The organism is Streptomyces sp. NBC_00669, from assembly GCF_036226785.1.
Lineage (GTDB): Bacteria > Actinomycetota > Actinomycetes > Streptomycetales > Streptomycetaceae > Actinacidiphila.
The window spans coordinates 1182736-1204421 of record NZ_CP109018.1 but is presented as its reverse complement, the minus strand read 5'-3'; the positions used below and the strand labels follow the sequence as shown (position 1 = coordinate 1204421).

The 21686-nt window shown below is 73.4% G+C and carries 19 protein-coding genes and 1 riboswitch; of the genes, 13 read left to right on the top strand and 6 right to left on the bottom strand.

Annotation, left to right across the window (positions count from 1 at the left end; all coding sequences use genetic code 11):
- The first annotated feature begins 179 nt into the window (after window positions 1–179).
- Together OG896_RS04760 and OG896_RS04755 are read left to right on the top strand one after the other, a co-directional pair.
- Window positions 180–1472: an alpha-L-fucosidase gene (locus OG896_RS04760; RefSeq protein WP_329362673.1), complete on the top strand. Its 1293-nt coding sequence runs from the start codon at window positions 180–182 to the stop codon at window positions 1470–1472.
- Window positions 1473–1672: 200 nt separating this feature from the next.
- Entirely contained in the window at window positions 1673–2860 is a 1188-nt protein-coding gene (locus tag OG896_RS04755) for an ROK family transcriptional regulator (RefSeq protein WP_329362671.1), read from the top strand.
- A gap of 72 nt (window positions 2861–2932) precedes the next feature.
- Here OG896_RS04755 and OG896_RS04750 read toward each other — a convergent pair whose 3' ends face one another.
- Window positions 2933–3454, bottom strand: coding sequence for a YceI family protein (locus OG896_RS04750; protein WP_329362669.1), 522 nt, complete (start codon window positions 3452–3454; stop codon window positions 2933–2935).
- Between the two features lie 121 nt (window positions 3455–3575).
- Here OG896_RS04750 and OG896_RS04745 point away from each other — a divergent pair, with 121 nt between their 5' ends.
- On the top strand, window positions 3576–4109 hold the full coding sequence (locus OG896_RS04745) for a MarR family winged helix-turn-helix transcriptional regulator (RefSeq protein ID WP_329362667.1): 534 nt from the start codon (window positions 3576–3578) through the stop codon (window positions 4107–4109).
- Between the two features lie 62 nt (window positions 4110–4171).
- Entirely contained in the window at window positions 4172–4771 is a 600-nt protein-coding gene (locus tag OG896_RS04740; protein WP_329362665.1) for a hypothetical protein, read from the top strand.
- Window positions 4772–4841: 70 nt separating this feature from the next.
- On the opposite strand, the gene OG896_RS04735 is transcribed toward OG896_RS04740, so the two are convergent.
- The 4 genes from OG896_RS04735 to OG896_RS04720 all read right to left on the bottom strand — a co-directional run bounded on the left by OG896_RS04735 (window position 4842) and on the right by OG896_RS04720 (window position 9305).
- Window positions 4842–5804, bottom strand: coding sequence for a DUF6227 family protein (locus tag OG896_RS04735; RefSeq protein WP_329362663.1), 963 nt, complete (start codon window positions 5802–5804; stop codon window positions 4842–4844).
- 143 nt (window positions 5805–5947) lie between these two features.
- A complete protein-coding gene (locus OG896_RS04730) occupies window positions 5948–6622 on the bottom strand; it encodes a ThuA domain-containing protein (RefSeq protein ID WP_329362661.1) in 675 nt (224 codons plus the stop codon).
- A 256-nt stretch (window positions 6623–6878) separates the two neighbouring features.
- The gene (locus OG896_RS04725) at window positions 6879–8195 is read right to left on the bottom strand and encodes an AraC family transcriptional regulator ligand-binding domain-containing protein (RefSeq protein WP_329362659.1); all 1317 of its coding nucleotides are present in this window, start codon (window positions 8193–8195) and stop codon (window positions 6879–6881) included.
- 375 nt (window positions 8196–8570) lie between these two features.
- Entirely contained in the window at window positions 8571–9305 is a 735-nt protein-coding gene (locus OG896_RS04720) for a TetR family transcriptional regulator (protein ID WP_329362656.1), read from the bottom strand.
- A 103-nt stretch (window positions 9306–9408) separates the two neighbouring features.
- Between OG896_RS04720 and OG896_RS04715 the strand changes: the two genes are divergently transcribed.
- Window positions 9409–9561 (top strand): hypothetical protein, encoded by a 153-nt coding sequence (locus OG896_RS04715; RefSeq protein WP_328472002.1) that lies wholly within the window; start codon window positions 9409–9411, stop codon window positions 9559–9561.
- Between the two features lie 68 nt (window positions 9562–9629).
- Window positions 9630–9980 (top strand): DUF4190 domain-containing protein, encoded by a 351-nt coding sequence (locus OG896_RS04710; RefSeq protein ID WP_443056936.1) that lies wholly within the window; start codon window positions 9630–9632, stop codon window positions 9978–9980.
- A 162-nt stretch (window positions 9981–10142) separates the two neighbouring features.
- Here the strand turns inward: OG896_RS04710 and OG896_RS04705 are convergent, their stop codons facing one another.
- Entirely contained in the window at window positions 10143–11624 is a 1482-nt protein-coding gene (locus OG896_RS04705; protein WP_329362653.1) for a glycine hydroxymethyltransferase, read from the bottom strand.
- 26 nt (window positions 11625–11650) lie between these two features.
- Window positions 11651–11741: riboswitch (ZMP/ZTP riboswitch) on the bottom strand.
- Window positions 11742–11891: 150 nt separating this feature from the next.
- On the opposite strand from OG896_RS04705, the gene OG896_RS04700 reads away from it, so the two are divergent.
- The 7 genes from OG896_RS04700 to OG896_RS04670 all read left to right on the top strand — a co-directional run bounded on the left by OG896_RS04700 (window position 11892) and on the right by OG896_RS04670 (window position 21633).
- A complete protein-coding gene (locus OG896_RS04700) occupies window positions 11892–12902 on the top strand; it encodes an enoyl-CoA hydratase/isomerase family protein (protein WP_329362651.1) in 1011 nt (336 codons plus the stop codon).
- A gap of 244 nt (window positions 12903–13146) precedes the next feature.
- Complete coding sequence (locus OG896_RS04695) at window positions 13147–13887, top strand: class I SAM-dependent methyltransferase (RefSeq protein ID WP_329362649.1); 741 nt, start codon at window positions 13147–13149, stop codon at window positions 13885–13887.
- A gap of 175 nt (window positions 13888–14062) precedes the next feature.
- Window positions 14063–15130: a LacI family DNA-binding transcriptional regulator gene (locus OG896_RS04690; protein WP_329362647.1), complete on the top strand. Its 1068-nt coding sequence runs from the start codon at window positions 14063–14065 to the stop codon at window positions 15128–15130.
- A 390-nt stretch (window positions 15131–15520) separates the two neighbouring features.
- On the top strand, window positions 15521–17431 hold the full coding sequence (locus OG896_RS04685; RefSeq protein WP_443056934.1) for a ricin-type beta-trefoil lectin domain protein: 1911 nt from the start codon (window positions 15521–15523) through the stop codon (window positions 17429–17431).
- Window positions 17432–17741: 310 nt separating this feature from the next.
- Entirely contained in the window at window positions 17742–18719 is a 978-nt protein-coding gene (locus OG896_RS04680) for a lysylphosphatidylglycerol synthase domain-containing protein (protein ID WP_329362645.1), read from the top strand.
- A gap of 266 nt (window positions 18720–18985) precedes the next feature.
- Window positions 18986–20263: an RICIN domain-containing protein gene (locus OG896_RS04675; RefSeq protein WP_329362643.1), complete on the top strand. Its 1278-nt coding sequence runs from the start codon at window positions 18986–18988 to the stop codon at window positions 20261–20263.
- Complete coding sequence (locus OG896_RS04670) at window positions 20263–21633, top strand: ricin-type beta-trefoil lectin domain protein (protein ID WP_329362641.1); 1371 nt, start codon at window positions 20263–20265, stop codon at window positions 21631–21633. The genes OG896_RS04675 and OG896_RS04670 overlap by 1 nt, the downstream gene beginning before the upstream one ends.
- Window positions 21634–21686 lie beyond the last annotated feature (53 nt).

Here is a 21686-nt window from a genome sequence, read left to right as displayed (position 1 = left end):
GCCGTATTCGTGCTGCTGTCGTGCCGCGTTCTTGCGGTCTTCCTGCCTCCTTTCCGCCGCCTTCCTGCTGCCTTTCTGCGGCCTCCGATGCCGCCTTCCTGCGGCCTCGCACCTGCGGGGATTGATCGGCGGCGCCGGCGGACTTAGGGTCGAGGCCGTCCGGTCACACCTCCGATGTATTGGAGCGGTTGCGGCTCATGCCCATGCAGCCCTGGTTCCCCGACGCCAAGCTCGGCATCTTCGTGCACTACGGCGTCTACGCGGTCGACGGCGTCCCCGAGTCATGGGCGTTCTACGACGGCCGGGTCAGCCACGAGCAGTACCTGGGCCAGCTCGGCAGGTTCACCGCGTCCCGGTACGAACCGGACACCTGGGCACGGCTGTTCGCCCGCGCGGGCGCGCGGTACGCGGTGCTCACCGCCCGCCACCACGACGGTGTCGCGCTGTGGGACACCGGGCAGCGGGGCCTGTCGGTGGCGCGCGACACCCCGGCCGGCCGCGACCTGATCGGCGGATACGCCGACGCGCTGCGCGCGCACGGCCTGCGCGTCGGGCTCTACTACTCGCACTCCGACTGGTCGCACCCGGACTACCCGACCGTTCGCCACCCGTCGCCGCCGGCCGAGATCCCGGTCAACGACAACCGCTTCAGCGCCCCCGCACCGGGCGCGGAGGACCCCGCCGCGTGGCGCCGCTACCTGGCCTACCGCAACGCGCAGGTAGCGGAGTTGACCACCCGCTACCGCCCCGACCTGCTCTGGTTCGACGGCGAGTGGGAGCGGTCCGCCGAGCAGTGGGGCATCGACGCGCTCGCCGACGAGATCCTCGCGGCCACCCCGGATGTGGTGCTCAACTCCCGCATGCTGCACCGCGGCGACTACGCCACGCCCGAGCAGGGTGTCCCGCTGCAAGCGCCGGACGGCCCCTGGGAGTTGTGCCTGACGGTCAACGACTCCTGGGGCTACCAGCCGCACGACCACCGGCAGAAGTCGGTCGGCCAGCTCGTCCGCTACCTCGCCGAGACGGTCGGTGCCGGCGGCAACCTGCTGCTCGACGTCGGCCCGCGTGAGGACGGCACGATCACCCCCGAGCAGATCGCCCGCCTGGAGGGCCTGGGCGAGTGGGTCTCGCGGCACGCGGACGCGGTGTACGGCACGGTGGCCGGACTGCCGCCGGGCCACCACTACGGCCCCAGCACCCTTTCCGCCGACCGCCGGACCCTCTACCTGACCTGTTTCGACCCGCCGCGCGAGACGGTGTCCGTGCGCGGCCTGCGCAACGCGGTGCGCCGGGCCACCGTGCTGGGCACCGGGACCGAGCTGGGCCACCACGTCACCGGCGGGCTGCACGACGTGCCCGGCGTGCTGTGGATCGACGCTCCCGCGCCGGGTGACGTCGACCCGTACGCGACGGTGCTGGCGCTGGAGTTGGACGGCGAGCTCGAACTGTACCGGGGGACCGGCCGGGACTGAACCCCGGGTTCGCCGCCTGCCGCCGGGACGGGGGTGAGGCATCCGATGTCTGCCGGGCCGCAGGCGCGGTGACGGCTGCCGGCCGCTCCCCGCCGGCCCGGTGGAGAGCGCTCACCGGGGGACCGGGAGAGCGCTTCCCCCCTGGTGGCGGCCGACCCCCGATCTGGCACGATGTGCCGGGTACGGCGACAGGGGGCCCGGTGAAGCGCGATGTGGGGCGGACGACGAGGGATCTGCGCCGGCACAACCGCACGTCCGTCCTGACCAGGCTCTACCTGAACGGCCCGGCCAGCCGGTTCGACCTGGCGCGGGTCACCGGGCTCAGCGCGGCGACGGTGAGCAACGTGGTCACCGACCTGCTCGGCGACGGCCTGGTGGCGGAGGCCGGGCTGCTGGACTCCGACGGCGGCCGCCCGGCCGCTCTGCTGGCGGTCGAGCCGGGATACGCGCAGGTGGTCGGCGTGGACATCGGCGAGACGCATGTCGAGGTCGGTCTCTTCGACTGGACCCTCGACACGCTGGCGACCGCCACCCACCCGATGGACGGCGGCCGTTCGGACCCCGTGCTGCTCGCCGCGTCGGTGCTCGCGGGCATCGCGGATGTCACCGCCGAGGCAGGGGTCGATCCGGCCGGGCTGCTCGGTGTCGGCGTCGGCGTGCCCGGCGCGGTACTGCCCGGCGGGCTCGTGCACGCGCCGACCCTCGGCTGGTCCGGCGTGCCTTTCGGCGACCTGCTCGGCCCGCACCTCGCCGCCCCGCTGCACCTGGACAACTGCGCCCGCACCCTCGGCCAGGCCGAGATGTGGCGCGGCGCGGGCCGGGGCGCGGAGCGGGCGATCGTCGCGCTGCTCGCGGTCGGCGTCGGTGCCGCGGTGGCGACGGGCTCACCCGGTGGCGTCACCAGCGTGACCAGCGAGTGGGGCCACACCGTGGTGGAGAAGGACGGCGCGGCCTGCCGGTGCGGGTCGCGCGGCTGTCTGGAGGCGTACGTCGGCGCCGAGGCGATCCTCGCGTACTACGAACAGCGGCCCGGGGCAGTGGAGTTGGGAGGGGGCGACACCGAGGGGCGGGTGGCCGCGCTGATCGCCGCCGCCCGCACGCCCGGTGCCGCCGCGGACACGGTGCGCCGGGCCGCGGAGTACCTCGGCGTGGGCATCGCCAACCTGGTGAACCTGCTCGGTCCTGACCGGGTGATCCTCTCCGGCTGGGTGAGCGCCGCGATGGGCCCCGCGATGCTGCCCGCGGTGCGGGAGGTGATGGACCGTCATGTGCTCGGCTACCTCGCCGGTGGGACCGTGGTCGAACTCGGCCGGCTCGGTCAGGAGGCGGTCGCCCTCGGCGCGGCCACCCTCCCGGTGCACGAACTCCTCACCACCGGCGGGAGTTGACCCGAGGGCGCGCGCGAGAGCCAGCCGGGCGGACCGGGCGCACCGTACGGGGGACCGCCCGAGGGCGCGCGCTCAGCTCTCGCGGCGGTAGTGCGCGGTGACGACGACCGTGGACGGGCTGAGCAGCATGCCGAGTTGGTTCCACGTGATGCCGAACTCCGCCCGGTCCACGGGGAGATCGGCTTCCAGGGTGGCCTCCTGGGGAGAGGCGAGGGTGACCCGGGCGGGGAAGGCGATCGGGCGGGAGACGCCGCGGACCGCGAGGTCGCCGGTGACCTGGACCTCGCCGGAGCCGTCCGCGGGGGCCGTGACGGAGCTCGCGGTGAAGACGATCGTCGGGTGCTCGTCGACGGCGAAGAAGTCGGCGGAGCGCAGGTGGGTGTCGCGCTTGCCGTTGCCGGTGTCGAGGGAGGCGGCGTCGATGGTGAGGGTGCCGCGCCCGGTGCCGTCGGGCGCGACCTCGCCCTCGCCGCTGACGGTGCCGAAGGTGCCCTTCACCGTCAGCAGCCCCCAGAACGTCTTGCTGCGGAAGCCGACGGAGGAGCGCGCGGGGTCCAGCACCCAGCGTCCGGCTTCGGCGGTGGTCTGCGACATGGATGTCGTCCTCTCCGGGCGCGGGCGGGCCGGATCGGCCCCTCGGGCTGGTGGAACGCTCAATACGTTACCAGTAATTAGCTAACCAGCGAGATGATAGCTCGAAGGCTATCCTGGAGCCATGGTGGTGGAACCCGTACGGAGCAACGCGGCGCAAGCGTGCCCCGACGCCGACGAACTGGCCCTGCTGAAGCGGTGGCACGCCCTCCAGTCGGGCGTGCGACGGCTGACCGACGACATGCTCGCCGACGTCGAGGCCGAGCAGGGACTGGCGCCGAGCTCCTTCCAGGCGCTGATGTTCCTGGTCACCGCGCCCGGTCAGGCCGCGCCCATGAACCAGCTCTCCGCCGCGCTCGGCTTCTCCACCGCCGGCACCACCAAGCTCGTCGACCGGCTCGCCGACGCCGGACTCGTCGAGCGCCGCCCCTCCGACGCCGACCGCCGGGTGGTCTACACCGCGCTGACCTCGGCCGGCGCCGAGTCCGTGCTCGCCGCCTCCCGCTCGCTCGCGCGGACCCTGCGGGCCCGGGTCGTCGCGCCGCTCGGCGAGGACGTCTTCCAGGCGCTGTCGGAGGCCGTGGGCTCCCTCGACCCGTTCGGTACGGCGCCGGGCACGCCGCCGAACGGATCACCCGCGGTCCCGTCCTGCCCGTGATCCGCTCGTCGCCGTTCGCGGCGGGGCCCCGTCGGGCACACGCGTCGGGCACAGTGGACGACATGGTTCACGAGGTCCCGTCCCTGCACGACCACCACGTGCGTCACCTGCGCCGGATGTTCCTCGCCGTCGTCACCGGCAGCTTCCTCTTCCTGATCCCGTGGATCGGCTACCTCTCGGCCAGCCTGCCCACCCACCACGAGGTCGACCAGTGGCGCTTCGCCTGGGTCGGCTTCGACGGCGCGCTGATCGTGGCGATCGGCATCACCGCGCTGTGCGCGTGGCGGCGGTTGCAGATCTTCATCCCGTGGGCGCTGGTCACCGCCGCGCTGCTGTGCTGCGACGCCTGGTTCGACATCGTGCTGGACTGGAACAGCGACGAGCTGACCGGCGCGATCATCACGGCGGTGGTCGCCGAACTCCCGCTCGCCGCCCTGCTGGTGTACGTCGCCCGGAAGATGATCCGGCTGACCGTGCTCGTCGCCTGGCGCCGGGCCGGCCGCACCGGCAACGTGCCTCCGCTCTCCCGGCTGACCCTGGTCAGGTTCGCCGCCGAGGACGAGCACGACCGGATCTGCGAGTACGGCCACGACCACACGTCCCCGGAGGCCGCCGCCCACCCCGAACCGGACAGCCATCCCGAGCGCGGCGGCGACGGCTGAGGCAGGCACGGGCCGCCACGGCGGGCGGCAGGAGGCGTACGGCTCCTGCCACCCGGCCGAACCGGTCAGGTCAGCCCGCCTCGATCCGGCGGACCGCCGTGTCCAGTGCCGCGTCGCGCGAGGCGTAGACCTCGCACACCGGGCTCCCGTTCGGGGTGCGGGTGTGGTCGATCTCCCACAGGCTCAACTCGGTGCCGTCGAGCAGGAGGAACGCGTGCTCGTACAGCGACCAGGTCACCGTGCGGCCGGCGACGAGCGTGCTGCGGCGGGTCACGATGCCGATGGTGTGGGCGATGGCCGCGTGCAGCCGCCGATGGACCTCCTCGCCCGGCGGGTTGGCGTTCGACGCGCGGCGCAGCAGGCGGCGGGCGTGCTCGGGTGAGTCGGCCTCGGTGTAGGCGCGGTGGCAGCCGTGCGGCTCGGGCAGCGGCGGCAGGGGGAGCGGCGCCGACCGCGCCGGGTCGCCCAGGACGTCCACGTCGTCGAGCCCGCCCGGACCCGCCGCGCCGCCCGGACCGGCCCCGCCCGCCTCACTGTCCAGGTCCGCGAGCCCGTCCAGGTCCGCGAGCCCGCCGATTCCGGCGATTCCGGCGACTCCGGCGACGCCGCCGAGGTCGGCCGCTGCCGGATCGCTGCCGTCGTCCGGGCCGGTCCACGGCGGCGGCCGGCCGAACGCCGTGTCGGCCTCCCACTCGGCGAGTGCGAGTTCGCCCCGGTCGGTGAAGACGGCGTACCGGAGTTCGCCGCCCGGCCCGGTGTTGTGCTCCAGTTCCCACACCAGCCGCACCCCGCCGTCCGGCAGCAGGAAGCTGTGCCGGTAGGTGCGCCGGTCGATCGGCCGCGGCGGCCCCTTGGCGTGGCGGCACGACTGGAGACCGCAGTAGTGCATCAGCGCGCTGTGCACCTCGGCCAGGTGCCGCGCGGCCTGCGCGCCGTTCTCGGCGCGGGCCAGTAACCGTGCGAGCTGCTCGGTGGGCCGGCCGCCCACCCGTTCGATGTCCGTCTCCACCGCCCTCGCAGGTTCAGCGTCCATACGGCCCTCCCGACTCCCCGGCGCCGTCACTCTCCTGCCGCCACTCAGCGTAGTAGCGCCGTCGCCCGTGGCGGATACGAAAGGCCGTAATTACGGGCGTGTACGCCAGAACGCGCGCCCCCGGTGGGCGATCGGGATGAGACTCACTCCGCCGTTCCCGCGCACCACAGCAGCGCGCCGTCGAGATGGCGGCGGAAGTCCGGGTCGGCGTAGGCGGATTCGAGGTGGCCGAGCGCGGTGTAGAGCACCCTTCCCTCGCCCACCCGGTGGCACCACACCAGCGGATGGACGGCGCCCATCGTGCCGCCCTCGTAGCTGTCCTCGTCGGCGGACGCGAGCACCCGCACGCCCCGACCGGCCGGTCCCGCGCGGAAGTCGTACCACTCGTCGGTCCAGCGCCAGGTGGCCGGGAGGTGCGCGGTCGCGGGGTGCGTACGGTCGTGCACGAGCACGTCGGCCGGCTGGACCCGCGGATGCCCGTCGAAGCGCGCGCCCAGCAACTCGCCGTAGTACGGCCAGTCGTACTCCGCGCAGGTCGCCGCGTGGATGCCGAGGAAGCCTCCGCCGCCCGTCACGAAGTCGCGCAGCGCGGCCCGGGCCCGGTCGTGCAGGACCTCGCCGGTGGGGGAGAGGAACACCACCGCCGCGCAGCCCGCGAGCGCGTCGGGCCGCAGGTCGTCCGGGTCCTCGGTGTGGCGGGCGGGCATGCCGTGCCGGCCGGCGAGTTCCGCGAGCGCGGCGGCGCCCGCCGTGATCGAGGCGTGCCGGTATCCGGCGGTCGCACTGAAGACCAGTACGGCGCCGGTGCCGACGGTCACTGCTCGGCTCGCCGGCCGGGCGGTCGGAGCGCTGACGGTGGTGGAGGCGCGTTCTGCCGGTCGGACGGGACGTGTTCCGAGGGGAGCGGGCGCGGTCCCGCCGGACTTGACGGGCCGGCGCCAGGGTACGGGCTGCCGCAGCGCGCGCACGTCGGGTCCGCGGTCTCCCGGAAGGCCCCGCACTCCTCGCACGCCCGGTCCGACCAGCAGACCGGGTCGCCGCCTTCGCTGTACTGGGCTCGCTCGGTTCCGTCGGTCACGCCGTGCCCGCCTCCTGTGGTGTGCCGGACCGCTCGCCGGTCCCGTCGCCGTCGGTGCTGTGGCCGCCGGTGTCGTGGTCGCCGCCGCGGCCGGTGCTGCCGTCGGTGCGTGCGCCCTCGCCGCGGTTGTCCGCGTCCCAGCGGTTCATCGCGCGCCGGAGCGAGCGCGACTCGGCGAAGCCCAGCCGCACCGCGCGCTGAGCGGAGCCCGCGCTCCCGTGCCGGAGTGACTGCTCGCGCCGTACCGCGTCCAGTTCGGCCCGCCAGGTGGTGCCGGAGTCGCCGAGCCTGCGTTGCAGGGTACGCGTGCTGATCGCGAGGCGTCGCGCGGCATCCGCCAACGAGGGCCGTCCATTGGGCAGTTGCTCGGCGATCACCTCGCGCAGTCCGGGTACGGCGACCGATCGCGGTATCCGCGGCGCCGGCATCTCGGCCGCGGCGCGCAGCATGATCGCGGCCAGCGCGGGATCGGCGGTGTCCAACCGCCGTTCCAGGTCCTGCCGGTGCAGCGTGATCGCGTCGGCCGTCGCGCCGAACTCCAACCGGGCGTTCCCGAAAGCCTCCTGGTGCGGGGCCTGCCTGAGGGGCGCCCGATGGGCGAACTCCACCCGGACCGGGGAGAGTTCACGACCGGTCGAGTGCCGCAGCTGCCTGGTCAGCACCGCGAGCGCGAACTCCGCGACCACCCAGCGCAGTTCGTCGTCGCCGTGCCGTGCGGCGTAGCCGATGGTCACCTCGTCGTCGGACTCGTCGATGGTCAGCAGGGAGTTGCTGCTGATCAGATGGATGTGGGCCGCGCCGCGGGCCAGGCCCTCGCCGACGGTCGGCGCGGAGGTCATCAGGTAGTCGAACACGTCGAGCAGGCCGGGCCGGTAGCCGGCCGCGGCCAGCAGCCCGGCGTCGACCCGCCCGGTGCGCGCCAGCACCGCGCCCCACAGCCGGTAGGTGCGGGTGGACGGGGCACGCGTGGTCTCCGGCTGGCCGAGTATGTGCGGCAGCCCGGCGGCGCGTACCAACTGTTCGGCCTCGCGCGGGTTGTTCGCGGTGGCCGTCGCGATCAGGCGGGGCACCACGACGGAGTCGGTGAGCGGGGCCCCCGCCAGCGAGGCGGGGACGGACGTGCGGGCCGTACCGCCGTACGGGCCCTGCGCGTTGTCCCCACCGCCTTCGCCCTGCCCGCCGCGTCGTCCGTCGTACTTCTGGTGTGCGGGCCCCTGGTGTACGGGCGGGCACGGGCACGGGGTCACGCCGGGGTGCGGGTGCGGGTGCAGGTGCGAGGTGGGCAGGTCGGTTATGGGCGCTGCTGGCGGCATACCGGAACTCCGGCGGTCGGCGGTCGTCCTGGGCGTCCCGCGGCGGTCCGTCGGGGACGTGTCAGCAGCCTACGCGCGATCTGGCGCGTTTCGACCATCAGGTGGCGCGTTCCGTCCTCCCGCCGGGACGGGGGTCCGACCCATGATCGGTGGACGGCGTCCCGGGATGCCGTGTGTGCCCGAGGGGGGCGCAGGCCCGCGGGGGAGAGCCGGTGCGGGTGCGGACCGTGTCCGTACCGACTCCAAAAGGCCCTGTCCGCCCCCCCTCGCGCCCGCCCCGTGAGGCTCGGGGCCGTGCTGTCCTGTCGCACGGTCCCGTACTCCACTGACGGGCCCGCCGGCCTCCCGCGTCCGCGCGCGACGCCGTCCCCCGGGTCAGTCCGGTTCTGGGTCGAGCCAGTGCCGCCGGCCCACGCTGATGATCCGCATCCGCAGCCGGGCCGCGTGCATGATCCGCCGCCGCACGGCGGTGTCGTCGCGCGGCGCCTCCAGGAGTTCCGCGGCGGTCATCACCATGTGGTCGACGTAGAGCCCGGCGAGCACGTGCAGTTCGGCCCGGGACCAGCCGGCCGACGAGGGCTGCGCGGCCAGGCCCGCGGCCACCTCGTCGGTGAACCGGCCGAGTTCGGCCGCGATGGCCTCCCGTACGGTCCGCACGCCGCCGTGCCGCTCGCGCGCGATGAAGCGGATGTGCGGGCGGTGCTCGTCGACGTAGGCCGCGGTGATCGCGACGGTGCGCTCGATCAGGACGTCGGGCACCGAACCGTCGGCGCCGTCGGCGAGCACCGCGCGGACCATGTCGTGCAGGCTGCCCAGCGCCTCGTCGACCAGGGCGACCCCGAGGCCGGCCATGTCGGGGAAGTGGCGGTAGAACGCGGCGGGGGAGACGCCCACCTCCCGGGTCAGCTCGCGCAGTCCGAGGCTGCTGAGGTTCTGGTGCTCCAGCAGGCGCAGGCCCGCGTCGAGCAGCGCCTGCCGGGTCTGCTGCTTCTGGGCCTGGCGGATGCCCGGTTGGTGCCCCTCGGCGGACGGCTGCGCGGCAACGCCCGCCTGCTCCGCCCGAGTTGCCCGGGCCGCCCCGGTCCCGGGGGCGTCGGAAGTGTGACTCATGTCATTCAGTAAACAACCGTTCTCCGACTTTGGCCACCGTACACTGGAGAAGTCAGTGAACAACTGTCATCTGAAATCTCGACTCGCTGGAGGTGCAGCAGACATGAGCCTCGTCGTCCTCCTGCTGGGGATGGGCATCCTGATGGGTGCCGCCGCCCACACCTCGCTCACGGTCTTCACCGTGCTCGCCGCCGCCATCGCGGCCTGGCTGCTCGGTTTCGCCGTCCGCGAGGGTGTCGCCCGCCGCCACCGCTGAGCGGGCCGCCCGTCCGGCGCCGCCCGATCGGCGGACCGGAAGAACCCACCGTTTCCGAGAGGAACACCGTGAACACCGCAGCGCACCCGGTCGACGCCGGCTCCTCGGCCGCGCGCACGACCACCGCGATCCGCACCGCCCCGGCGGCCTCCGCGGCCTCCGAGCCCTCCGCCGTCTCCCGCAACGTCCGTGACGCCGACGGGATGGCCGTCGCGTCCTTCCTGCTCGGCCTGCCCGGCCTGCTGGTGATGAACGTCGTGCTCGGCCCGGCCGCCGTCGTCCTCGCGCTCGTCGCGTTCGCCCGCGGCACCCGCCGCCGCGGCCGCGCGGCCCTCGGCCTGGCGCTCGGCGTGGCCGACCTGGCCGTCATGGTCGCGGTCACCATCGCCAACCACGGCGTGATCTGGTCCTTCACCTGATCCGTCACCCGGGCACCCGGGCACCCGGGCACCCGGGCAGTCCGGCCCGTCCGGCCGGTCCGGCGCTCGGGTTCGCCCGATCTGCCCGGGCACATGGATCGGCCCGCCCCTCGTACGCGCGACGACGTACGAGGGGCGGGCCGTTCCGGTCCGGCGGGCCGGTCAGCTCAGGTCGATGCCCGGGTAGAGCGGGAAACCGGCGAGCAGGTCGGCGGAGCGGGCGGCGACCTGCTCGGCGACGGCCGGGTCCAGCACGTAGTTGGCCTTCGACGTCCCGCCCTTCGCCGCCGCGGCGGGGGTCGTGGCCGCCAGCACCGTGTCGATGAGGCCGGCGATCTCGTCCATCTCCGGCGCGCCCAGGCCCCGAGTGGTCAGCGCGGGGGTGCCGATGCGGATGCCGGAGGTGTACCAGGCGCCGTTCGGGTCCTGCGGCACTGAGTTGCGGTTGGTGACGATGCCCGCGTCCAGCAGTGCCGCCTCCGCCTGACGGCCCGTCAGGCCGTAGGAGGAGACGTCGATCAGCGCCAGGTGGTTGTCGGTGCCGCCGGTGACCAGCGTCGCGCCGCGCCGCATCAGGCCCTCGGCGAGGGAGCGGGCGTTGTCCACCACGGCGTGCGCGTACGTGCCGAACTCCGGCCGGGCGGCCTCCGCCAGCGCCACCGCCTTGGCCGCCATCACGTGCGGCAGCGGGCCGCCGAGCACCATCGGGCAGCCCCGGTCCACGTGCTCGGCGAGCGCGTCGTCGCACAGCACCATGCCGCCGCGCGGGCCGCGCAGCGACTTGTGGGTGGTGGTGGTGACGATGTTCGCGTGCGGCACCGGGTCGAAGTCGCCGGTCAGCACCTTGCCCGCGACCAGGCCGGCGAAGTGCGCCATGTCCACCATCAGCGTGGCGCCGACCTCGTCGGCGATCTCGCGCATGATGCGGAAGTTGACCAGCCGCGGGTAGGCGGAGTAGCCCGCGACCAGGATCAGCGGCCGGAACTCGCGGGCCGCGGCGCGCAGCGCGTCGTAGTCCACCAGGCCGGTCCGCGGGTCGGTGCCGTAGCTGCGCTGCTCGAACATCTTGCCCGAGATGTTCGGGCGGAAGCCGTGCGTGAGGTGGCCGCCCGCGTCCAGGGACATGCCGAGCATCCGCTGGTTGCCGAAGTCGGCGCGCAGCCGGGCCCAGTCCTGCTCGGTCAGGTCGTTGACCTGGCGGACGCCGGCCTTGTCCAGCGCCGGGCGCTCCACCCGCTGCGAGAGCACCGCCCAGAACGCGACGAGGTTCGCGTCGATCCCGGAGTGCGGCTGCACGTAGGCGTGCGCGGCGCCGAAGACGTTGCGGGCGTGCTCGGCGGCGAGCGCCTCGACGGTGTCCACGTTGCGGCAGCCCGCGTAGAAGCGGCGGCCGACGGTGCCCTCCGCGTACTTGTCGCTGAACCAGTTGCCCATCGCCAGCAGCACCGCGGGCGAGGCGTAGTTCTCGCTCGCGATCAGCTTGAGCATCTCGCGCTGGTCGGCGACCTCCGCGGCGATCGCGTCCGCGACCCGCGGCTCGACGCCCCGGATCACCTCAAGGGCGCTGCGGAACGCGGTGGACTCGACGGACTGGCGGGACTGCGGAGTGTGCGGGGACTGCTGGGTGACAGACGGTTCGGCCATGGCGGGGTCCTCCGGAGATTCGGCAACGGGGTGGCCCAGGCGCACGGCACTTCTGTTTCGCGCGAGCCGCTTCCCGATGGTTGCACCCATCCCAGCACGCCAGTCACGGCTCCCGGGCAGCGTATCAACCCGCCCGACCCGCCGCGTACTGTCGGTTCCGGGATCACCCGCGGGCCGGGCCCGGGTGCGTGCCGGTCCTTCCGCGGGGAGCCGCGCGGGAGCCCGCGCCGGCCAGGGGCGCCGTAGGCACGACGTTGGGAGCGGTACATGGGCAGGGCAGAGACCTCGGCTACGGTGCGCGGCGCGGTCACCGCCTCAGGTGTGGGGGTCCTGGAACTGGACCGCCCGGGTGCGCTGAACGCGCTGGACCTGGAGATGGCCCGCGCGATCGACACGACGCTGCGCGGATGGCGGCAGGACCCCGCGGTCCGTTCGGTGCTGGTGCGCAGCACCTCCCCGAAGGCGTTCTGCGCCGGCGGCGACATCCTGGCGATGCGCGCCGCGGGCCTGCGCGGCGACGACGCGGCGGTCCGCACGTACTTCAGCACGGAGTACACCCTGAACGCGCTGGTCGCCCGGTTCCCGAAGCCGTACACCGCGCTGGTCGACGGGTACGCGATGGGCGGCGGGCTGGGCATCTCGGTGCACGGCTCGGCGATGGTGGTCACCGAGCGGGCGGTGCTGGCGATGCCGGAGACGGCGATCGGGTTCTTCCCGGACATCGGCGCGACCTACTTCCTGCCCCGGCTGCCGGGCGCCGTCGGCTGGTACCTCGGGTTGACGGGCGTACGGATCTCGGGCGCCGCCGCGGTCGAGTGCGGCCTGGCCACGCACTACGTTCCCGCCGCGGACCTGCCCGCGCTGGAGGAGGCGCTGACGGGCGCGGACGGCGGCGCCCCGGACGCGGTGCTGGAACGGTTCGCCGTGGCCGCGCCGCCCTCCGAACTCGCCGGGCACCGCGCGGCGATCGAGCGCTGCTTCTCCGCCCCGGACCTGGCGGAACTGCGGGACCGGCTCGCCGCGCAGACCGGTGCCGGGGACGCCGCGGACCGGGCGTGGGCCGAGGACACCCTCGCGGTGCTGGACCGGGCCAGCCCGATGAGCCTGGAGCTGACCTTCGGGCTGCTGCGCGCGGGCGCCGGCGCGAGCCTGGCGGAGTGCCTGGCCCTGGAGCTGGAGAGCGCCTGCCGCACCGCCCGCGAGCCCGACTTCCACGAAGGGGTGCGCGCCGCGCTGGTGGACAAGGACCGTAGCCCCGTCTGGGCGCCGCGCCCGTAGCCGGGCGGAACCCGCGCCCGTACCCGGTACCACGCACAAACGGCACCCCGCGCCCGGCGCCCTGCGCCCGTATCCCGCACCCCGCCCGCACGCCGTTCCGGGGGTCGGCGCGCCCCGAGAGCTGACCATTATATGAGACGCCGGTATCACCATGCGGTCACCACGGCGTACTGTGGCGGTCGAGGTGATCACCGGACCGCCGCCGTCGGGCGGCCGGCCGTGGTCGCGTGATGATTGGAGCGCCATGCCCCGGGAATGGGATGCCAGGACGTACGACTCCCTGCCGCTGCCGCACCTCGGCTGGGGGCGGCGCACGCTCGCCCGGCTGCCGCTGCGCGGCGACGAGCGGGTGCTGGACGCGGGGTGCGGTACCGGGCGCGACACGGAAGGGCTGCTGGACCGGCTGCCGGACGGCCGGGTGGTCGCCATGGACGGTTCCGCCCGCATGCTGGACCAGTTGCGCGAGCGGCTGGCCGGACGCCTGGACCGGGTGGAGGTCGTGCTCGCCGACCTGACGAAGCCGCTGCCCTTCGACGGCGAGGTGGACGCGGTCTTCAGCGTCGCGACCTTCCACTGGGTCGAGGACCACTCCGCGCTCTTCGCGTCGCTCGCCGAGCGGATGCGGCCCGGAGCCCGCCTGGTCAGCGACTGCGGCGGCCGCGGCAACATCGCCGCGGTGAACGCGGCCGTCGCCGACGTCACCGGCACCGCCTCCGACACCTGGGAGTTCGCGGGCGTGGAGGACACCCGCGAACGGCTGGCCGCCGCCGGGTTCACCGACATCGACGTCCGGCTGCGCCCCGACCCGGCCAGGTTCGAGCGCGGCGAGCAGTTGGAGTCCTTCCTCGCGACCGTCATCCTCGGCCCCCGGCTGGACGCCATGGCCGACGCCGACCACGAGCCCTTCGTCCAGGCGGTCGCCGCGCGGCTGGCCGAACCCGTCGCGGACTACGTCCGGTTGGAGATCTCGGCCGTACGCGGCTGAACCGGGGCGGGACCGGGGCGGGACCGCGGCGCTCAACCGGTTGAGCCGGCGGCGCCGTCGCGGAGATCCCGCGGCCACGGTGCCAACGCCACTGCCCCGGTTCAGCGTTGTTAAGGTGGGCGGGCCGTATCGCCGCACACGGCCCGCCCGCGGGCCCCGCACCACCCGAGGCCGCATGTCCCCCGTGTCCCCCAAGAAGCGCCCCACCATCGCCGACATCGCCGAGGCGGCAGGTGTTTCGAAGGGCGCGGTGTCCTACGCGCTCAACGGCAAACCGGGCGTCTCGGAGGGAACCCGCGCACGCATCCTGGAGATCGCCGCCCGGATGGGCTGGCACCCCAGCAGCGCCGCCCGCGCGCTGTCCGACGGCCGGGCCGGCGCGATCGGCCTGGTGGTGGACCGGCCCGCGTGGGTACTGGGCATCGAACCGTTCTTCATGCGGCTGATCTCCGGTGTCGAGGCCGGCCTGGCCGCCACCGGCACGGCGCTGCTGCTCCAGGTCACCGAGGACGCCGGCGCCGAGGAGGAGGCGTACCGGCGCTGGTGGGGCGAGCGGCGGGTGGACGGCGTGCTCCTGGTGGACCTGCGCGAACCCGATCCGCGCCCCGCGCTGCTCGCCGAACTCGGCCTGCCCGCCCTGGCGGTGGGCCACGCGGGCCGGGTGCCGGGGGTGCCGTCGGTCTGGATCGACGACGCCGTCGCCGTCCGGGAGACCCTCGCCTACCTCGCGGCGCTGGGGCACCGCGAGATCGCCCGGGTGGCCGGGCCGCCGCACTTCGTGCACACCCGCGAGCGCGGCGAGGCGTTCGAGGCCGCCGCGGAGGAACTGGGACTCGGCGGCGTCACCTGCGTCTACACCGACTACTCCGGGGAGGACGGCGCGCGGGCGACCCGGCGGCTGCTGTCGGCCGCGGAACGGCCCACCGCCATCGTCTACGACAACGACGTGATGGCCGTCGCCGCGCTCGGCGTCACCCAGGAGATGGGGGTGTCGGTGCCGGGCGAGCTGTCCCTCGTCGCCTGGGACGACAGCGAGTTGTGCCGCCTGGTGCACCCCGCGCTGACCGCAGTGAGCCGCCGCGTGCCGGAGTACGGCCACCGCGCCGCGCAGGTCCTGCTCGCACACGTACGGGGGGAGCGGGTGGCGGACGTCCTGCTCGAACCGCCGGTGCTGGTCCCGCGCGGGAGCACCGCCCCGGCCCGCCCCGCCGAACGCCCGCTGCGGGCGCGCCGCCCGGCATAGACGCCGCCCGGCCCCAGTCGCTCGGCCCGCCCGGCCCAGTCCCTCCGCCCGGCCCGGACATGCCCAGCCCTGTCCCTCCGCCAGGCCCGGACGCGCCGCTTGGCGCACGCCGCGCGTTTTCCGCGGTCCAGACCAACCTCCCGCAGGTCATCGCCCTGCACCCGGTCAACGCACCGTTGTTTCACCGTGTTTCAGACATCTGAACCGCGTTCGACACCTTGACGGCCTTGTGGAGCGCGAGTTAAATCACGTCGCGATATAAGCCGTGAAACAAGTACGGGAACAAGCGTGTGGGCCCCCTCGCTGCACGGTTGCCCCGGACAGATGGTGCACGGCCCGTAGGACGAAATGTCAGGCCCATGCCATCATTGCCGAGAAAGGCAACGAACCATGAGCGCAGCAACGCGCCCCCGCGCGGGCAGAACCCGTATGCGGCGCACCCTCGTCGGGGTGGTGACGGCGGCCGCGGCGGCCGTCGCCCCCATGCTCGCGATGCCGGCCACCGCGCACGCGGCCGGTGAGAGCGTCCAGGTGTACCTCACCACCACCAACGACTCCGGTGGCCGCAACGTCACGAAGGGCCTGGAGCAGCAGGCCCCGCTGACCTTCGCCGCCGGGACCGGCGGCTCCGGCCAGCAGGTCACGGTGGACGAGGGCACGCAGTACCAGCAGTTCACCGGCGGTGGCGCGTCCTTCACCGACACCGCCGCCTATCTGCTCAACTCCAGCGGCGCCCTGTCGGCCTCCACCCGCGACTCGGTGATGCAGAAGCTCTTCGACCCGGTCAACGGGATCGGCCTGGACTTCCTGCGCAACCCGATGGGCGCCTCCGACCTGGCCCGCAACAACTACACGTACGACGACATGCCGGCCGGCCAGACCGACCCGACGCTCGCCCACTTCTCCATCGCCCACGACCAGACGGACGTCCTGCCGCTGACCAAGCAGGCCGAGCAGATCAACCCGGACGTCACGGTGATGGCCACCCCGTGGACCCCGCCGCCGTGGATGAAGGACAACGGCAGCTACGTGCAGGGCTGGCTCCAGTCGCAGTACTACGCGGCCTACGCGCAGTACTTCGTGAAGTACATCCAGGCGTACCAGGCCGCGGGCGTGCCGATCGACTACGTGTCGGTGCAGAACGAGCCGACGGTCGGCGGCGACTACCCGGGCGCGAACTGGAACGGCTCCGGGCTGGCGTACTTCACCAAGAACGACCTGCTGCCCGCGCTGCACACCGCCGGCCTGTCCACGAAGGTGCTCGCGCTGGACTGGAACCCCGACTCGTACGACAGCTTCGCCGCGCCCACCGTGGACGACGAATCCATCCGCGACGACCCCAACTTCGGCGGGATCGCCTGGCACGGCTACGAGGGCAGCACCAGCGAGCAGACCACGATCCACAACCAGTACCCGAACGTGCCGGACTTCGACACCGAGCACTCCGGCGGCACCTGGATCGGCAACCAGCAGAAGGAGGACATGGAGAACCTGATCGACTACACCCGCAACTGGGGCCAGAGCTGGGTCAAGTGGAGCCTGGCGGTCGATCAGAACATGGGCCCGCACAACGGCGGTTGCGGCACCTGCACCGGCCTGGTCACCGTGCACAACGGCGACAGCCGCAGCGGGCAGGTCGACTACACCATCGAGTACTACACGATGGGCCAGCTGACGAAGTTCGTGCGGGCCGGCGCGCACCGGATCAGCTCCGACGACAACTCCACGATCCGCAACGTCGCGTGGAAGAACCCGGACGGCTCCAAGGCCCTGGTCGCCTACAACGAGTCGACCTCCGCGCAGCCGGTCACGGTCAACTGGGGCAACGAGCACTTCACTTACACCATGCCCGCGGGCGCCTCGGCGACGTTCACCTGGTCCGGCACCCAGGGCAGCGGCGGCGGCACCAGCCCCGGCCACACCGGCGCGATCACCGGCTACGGCGGCAAGTGCGCCGACGTGGCCGGCGGCAGCTCCGCCAACGGCACCGCGGTGCAGCTCTACGACTGCAACGGCTCCGCCGCCCAGCAGTGGACCGCCTCGGGCAACACTCTCCAGGCGCTGGGCAAGTGCCTGGACGTGACCTCGGCCGGCACCGCCGACGGCAGCCAGACGCAGTTGTACGACTGCAACGGCACCGCGGCCCAGCAGTGGACCAGAGGCCCGGACAACGAGCTGGTGAACACCGGCTCGGGCAAGTGCCTGGACGCCACCGGGCCGAGTTCGGCCAACGGCACCCGATTGCAGATCTGGACCTGCACCGGTGCCGCCAATCAGCAGTGGACGGCGCCCGCCGCCTGATCCGCTGCCCGAAACGGCCGGGTGGTGGACCTCTCACCACCGCCCGGTCGCGCTGAGGGAAGAGCCGCCGGTCCGCGCGTCCCGCGGACCGGCGGCCGGCGCGCGCCCGTGTCCGCCCCCGTATCCGCGCTCCGCGTCCGGGCCGTTCGGGGGCGCCGGCGGCCGCATAGTCGTCCATTGCGGGGCGGCGAAGTCGTCCCGTCGGCTGATGTTCCCCGGCGCGTTGACCCAAGTGGCCCTGCGCGGGTAGGAGAGCGGGTCCGTGACGTCCTAGCCTGGACGTGCCGTCCCCACGCGCCGAGGAGCCGCCGTGTCCGTCGCACGCACCGATGGAGCCTTGTGGCAGCGCGCTTCCGTGCGTTCGACGGCGATGGTGCTGCCGCTCGCCGCCGTCGCGGTGCTGCTGGCCAGCAAGTGGACGCTCATCAACTCCGGGGCCGGGCAGCTCGGTTCCGCCGACGGCGAGTGGCTCGCGGTGGCCTGCCTGGCCGCGGTCATGACCTGGGTCTTCTCCGCCGTCGCGCTCCAGGGCGCGGTGCTGCGTCCGGTCCCGCCCGGGCGGTTGCTGGCCGCGCAGTTCGCCGCCTCGGCCGCCAACCACGTGCTGCCGGCCGGCGTCGGCGGCAACGCGGTGAACCTGCGGTTCCTGGTCCGGCGCGGGATGACCCCCACCGCCGCGCTGGCCGCCCTCGCGGTGCGCGCGGCGGCGGCCGTGGCCGGGCGGATCGTGCTGCTGCTGGTGGCGCTGCTGGTCTTCCCCGACGCGCTGCACATCCGGCGGGTGGTCTCCGGGCGGCCCGCGCTGCCGGACCACCCCGTGCTGCTCGCGGTCGGCGGCGGCGCCGCGCTGGCCGGGATCGTGCTGCTGCTGCGGTACGCCCGCAGGCTCGGCGCGCGGCTGCGCGGCTTCGTCGCCTCGGTCGCGCACGACGTGCGGGCGGTGCACCGCGACCGGTCCAGGGTGGCGGCCCTGTGGGGCGGTTCGCTCGCCTTCCCGATGATGCACGGCGCGGTGGTGGCCGCCGTGATCCGCGCGGTGCACGCGCCGGTGCCGGTCAGCGGGGTGATGGTGGCGTACCTGTGCGCGAGCACCGCGGCCGGCTGGCTGCCGACGCCGGCCGGGATCGGTTCGCTGGACGCGGCCCTCGCGCTGGCGCTGGTCACCGCGGGCGCCTCCGGGGTCGCCGCGACCTCGGCCGTGCTGGGATACCGCCTGCTCACCACGTGGCTGCCGCTCATTCCCGGTGCCGCCGTGCTCGCCGTGCTGGTACGCCGCGGGGAACTTTAAGGTACGGACCTTTGCCGTTTCTCTTGACGACTCACAGGTTCGCCATTTAAATCACGTCCTGAACTAAGACGTGGCGTAAGTCTTTCCGGGGTCTCGGTGGCCCCGTTCGCCCCGAGCGTTCCCCATGTTCCCCCCACAGCGTTTCCCCCAGCACGCGAGTGGCGTCCCTCGCCTCGCTCCCGGTCCCGGCCGACCGCGTGTCAGGGGCATGACCAAATCTGCCCGCTCGATCGCTGCCCCGCCCCCCACCGACCGAGGAGTCCGGCATGTCGGCACCACCCCGCACCCGGCGTATCCGTCCCTTCGCGCTGCTCGCCGTGGCCGCGCTGCTGCTGTTCGGCTGGCTCCAGCAGGCCGCCGCCGCGACGAGCGCGAGCAGTTCGGCCGCGCCCGCGGCGGCGTCCCCCGCCGCGGCCACCTTCACCGACGACTTCAACGGCCCGGCCGGAAGCGCCGTCGACAGCTCCAAGTGGGGCTACGAGACCGGCGACAACGTCGACAACCACGAGCGCGAGTACTACACCAGCGGCACCCAGAACGCGGCGCTCGACGGGCAGGGCGACCTGGTGATCACCGCCCGCAAGGAGAACCCGGCCAACTACCAGTGCTGGTACGGCACCTGCCAGTACACCTCGGCGCGGCTGTCCACCCCGCAGAAGTTCACCCAGGCGTACGGCCACTTCGAGACCCGGATGAAGCTGCCCCGCGGACAGGGCATGTGGCCCGCGTTCTGGCTGCTCGGCGACGACATCGGGTCGGTCGGCTGGCCGAACAGCGGTGAGATCGACATCATGGAGAACGTCGGCTTCGAGCCCGGCTCCGTGCACGGCACCATCCACGGCCCCGGCTACTCCGGCTCCAACGGCATCGGCGCCGGCTACACGCTGCCCGGCGGCCAGAGCTTCTCCGACGCCTTCCACACCTTCGCCGTCGACTGGGCGCCGAACTCGATCTCCTGGTCGGTGGACGGCCAGGTCTACGAGACCCGCACCCCCGCCGACCTCGGCGGCAACCGCTGGGTCTTCGACCACCCCTTCTACATCATCCTCAACCTCGCGGTCGGCGGGTACTGGCCCGGCGACCCCGACGGCAGCACCTCCTTCCCGCAGCAACTCGTCGTGGACTACGTCCACGTCACCACCAGCGACTCCTCCGGCGGCGGCACCGGCGGCGCCATCACCGGCATCGGCGGCAAGTGCGTCGACGTGACCGGCGCGAACAACGCCAACGGCACGCCCGTCGAGCTCTACGACTGCAACGGCACCGGCGCCCAGCAGTGGACCTCCACCGGCGGCACCCTCCAGGCGCTCGGCAAGTGCCTGGACGTGACCGCGGCCGGCACCGCCGACGGCACACCCGTGCAGCTCTACGACTGCAACGGCACCGCGGCCCAGCAATGGGTGGTCAACAGCGCCCACGACATCGTCAACCCGGCGGCGAACAAGTGCCTGGACGCCACCGGGAACAGCTCCGCCAACGGCACCAGGCTGCAGATCTGGACCTGCACCGGCGCCGCCAACCAGAAGTGGACGTACACGGGCTGATGCGGAAGACCACCGGAATCCTCGCCGGCGCGGCGCTCGCCGCCGGCGCGCTGAGCACCCTCGGCCCGGCCCAGAGCGCGTTCGCGGCCACCGGCGCCATCACCGGCTACGGCGGCAAGTGCGTGGACGTCGCCTCGGCGAGTTCGGCCAACGGCACCGCGGTGCAGCTCTACGACTGCAACGGCACCACCGCGCAGAGTTGGACCGTCGGCTCCGACAACTCCCTCCAGGCGCTGGGCAAGTGCATGGACGTCACCGCCGCGGGCACCGCCGACGGCACGCCGGTGCAGCTCTACGACTGCAACGGTTCCGCCGCCCAGCAGTGGACCGCGAGCAACGGCGCACTCGTCAACACCGGCTCCGGCAAGTGCCTGGACGCCACCGGCCCGAGTTCCGCCAACGGCACCCGGCTGCAGATCTGGACCTGCGCCGGGTCCGCCAACCAGAAGTGGACGCTGCCCACCGGCGGCGGCACCACCCCACCGCCCGCGAGCGGCGTCCAGGCGGTCGCCCCCTACCTGTACAACGGCTGGGGCAACCCGCCCGACCCGACCACGATCATGAACGCCACCGGCGTGAAGTGGTTCACCCTCGCCTTCGTGCTCAGCAATGGCACCTGCAACCCCCAGTGGGACGGCAGCCGTTCACTCACCGGCGGGGTCGACCAGAGCACCATCGACAAGGTGCGCGCGGCCGGCGGCGACGTCGTCCCGTCCTTCGGCGGCTACAGCGGCAACAAGCTGGAGCAGTCCTGCACCAGCGCGAGCGCGCTCGCCGGGGCCTACCAGAAGGTGATCAGCGCCTACGGCCTGAAGGCGATCGACATCGACATCGAGGCCGACGCCTACAGCAACGGCACCGTCCAGCAGCGGGTGGTCGACGCGCTCAAGACCGTCAAGGCGGACAACCCGGGGCTGACCGTCTACGTCACCATCGGCACCGGCCAGTCGGGCCCCGACACCGGACTGATCAACAAGGCCGCCGCCTCCGGCCTGACCGTCGACGCGTGGACCATCATGCCGTTCGACTTCGGCGGCGCCGGACAGAACATGGGCACCCTCACCGAGCAGGCCGCGGACGGGCTGAAGAACGCCCTGAAGAGCGCCTACGGCTACAGCGACGACGTGGCGTACCGGCACAGCGGCATCTCGTCGATGAACGGCATCACCGACAACAACGAGACGGTCACCCTGGACGACTTCCGCACCATCCTCGGCTACGCCCAGGCCCACCACCTGGCCCGGCTGACCTTCTGGTCCGCCAACCGCGACCGGCCGTGCCCCGGCGCGTACCCCAACGACGACACCTGCTCCGGAGTGTCCCAGCAGGCCTGGGACTTCACCCGCATCCTCGCGCAGTACGCGGGGTGAGGCCCCGCGTACCGGGCTCCGACGGCGGACGCCCGGTACGCGGCTTCCCGCTC

Excerpts from the sequence above, each read along its gene's own strand:
- OG896_RS04740 (WP_329362665.1), top strand. The coding sequence starts at position 4,172 with ATGGTTCACGAGGTCCCGTCCCTGCACGACCACCACGTGCGTCACCTG.
- OG896_RS04670 (WP_329362641.1), top strand. The coding sequence starts at position 20,263 with ATGCGGAAGACCACCGGAATCCTCGCCGGCGCGGCGCTCGCCGCCGGC.
- OG896_RS04715 (WP_328472002.1), top strand. The coding sequence starts at position 9,409 with ATGAGCCTCGTCGTCCTCCTGCTGGGGATGGGCATCCTGATGGGTGCC.
- OG896_RS04695 (WP_329362649.1), top strand. The coding sequence starts at position 13,147 with ATGCCCCGGGAATGGGATGCCAGGACGTACGACTCCCTGCCGCTGCCG.
- OG896_RS04700 (WP_329362651.1), top strand. The coding sequence starts at position 11,892 with ATGGGCAGGGCAGAGACCTCGGCTACGGTGCGCGGCGCGGTCACCGCC.
- OG896_RS04735 (WP_329362663.1), bottom strand. The coding sequence starts at position 5,804 with ATGGACGCTGAACCTGCGAGGGCGGTGGAGACGGACATCGAACGGGTG.
- OG896_RS04690 (WP_329362647.1), top strand. The coding sequence starts at position 14,063 with ATGTCCCCCGTGTCCCCCAAGAAGCGCCCCACCATCGCCGACATCGCC.
- OG896_RS04720 (WP_329362656.1), bottom strand. The coding sequence starts at position 9,305 with ATGAGTCACACTTCCGACGCCCCCGGGACCGGGGCGGCCCGGGCAACT.
- OG896_RS04705 (WP_329362653.1), bottom strand. The coding sequence starts at position 11,624 with ATGGCCGAACCGTCTGTCACCCAGCAGTCCCCGCACACTCCGCAGTCC.
- OG896_RS04685 (WP_443056934.1), top strand. The coding sequence starts at position 15,521 with ATGAGCGCAGCAACGCGCCCCCGCGCGGGCAGAACCCGTATGCGGCGC.
- OG896_RS04675 (WP_329362643.1), top strand. The coding sequence starts at position 18,986 with ATGTCGGCACCACCCCGCACCCGGCGTATCCGTCCCTTCGCGCTGCTC.
- OG896_RS04725 (WP_329362659.1), bottom strand. The coding sequence starts at position 8,195 with ATGCCGCCAGCAGCGCCCATAACCGACCTGCCCACCTCGCACCTGCAC.
- OG896_RS04745 (WP_329362667.1), top strand. The coding sequence starts at position 3,576 with ATGGTGGTGGAACCCGTACGGAGCAACGCGGCGCAAGCGTGCCCCGAC.
- OG896_RS04750 (WP_329362669.1), bottom strand. The coding sequence starts at position 3,454 with ATGTCGCAGACCACCGCCGAAGCCGGACGCTGGGTGCTGGACCCCGCG.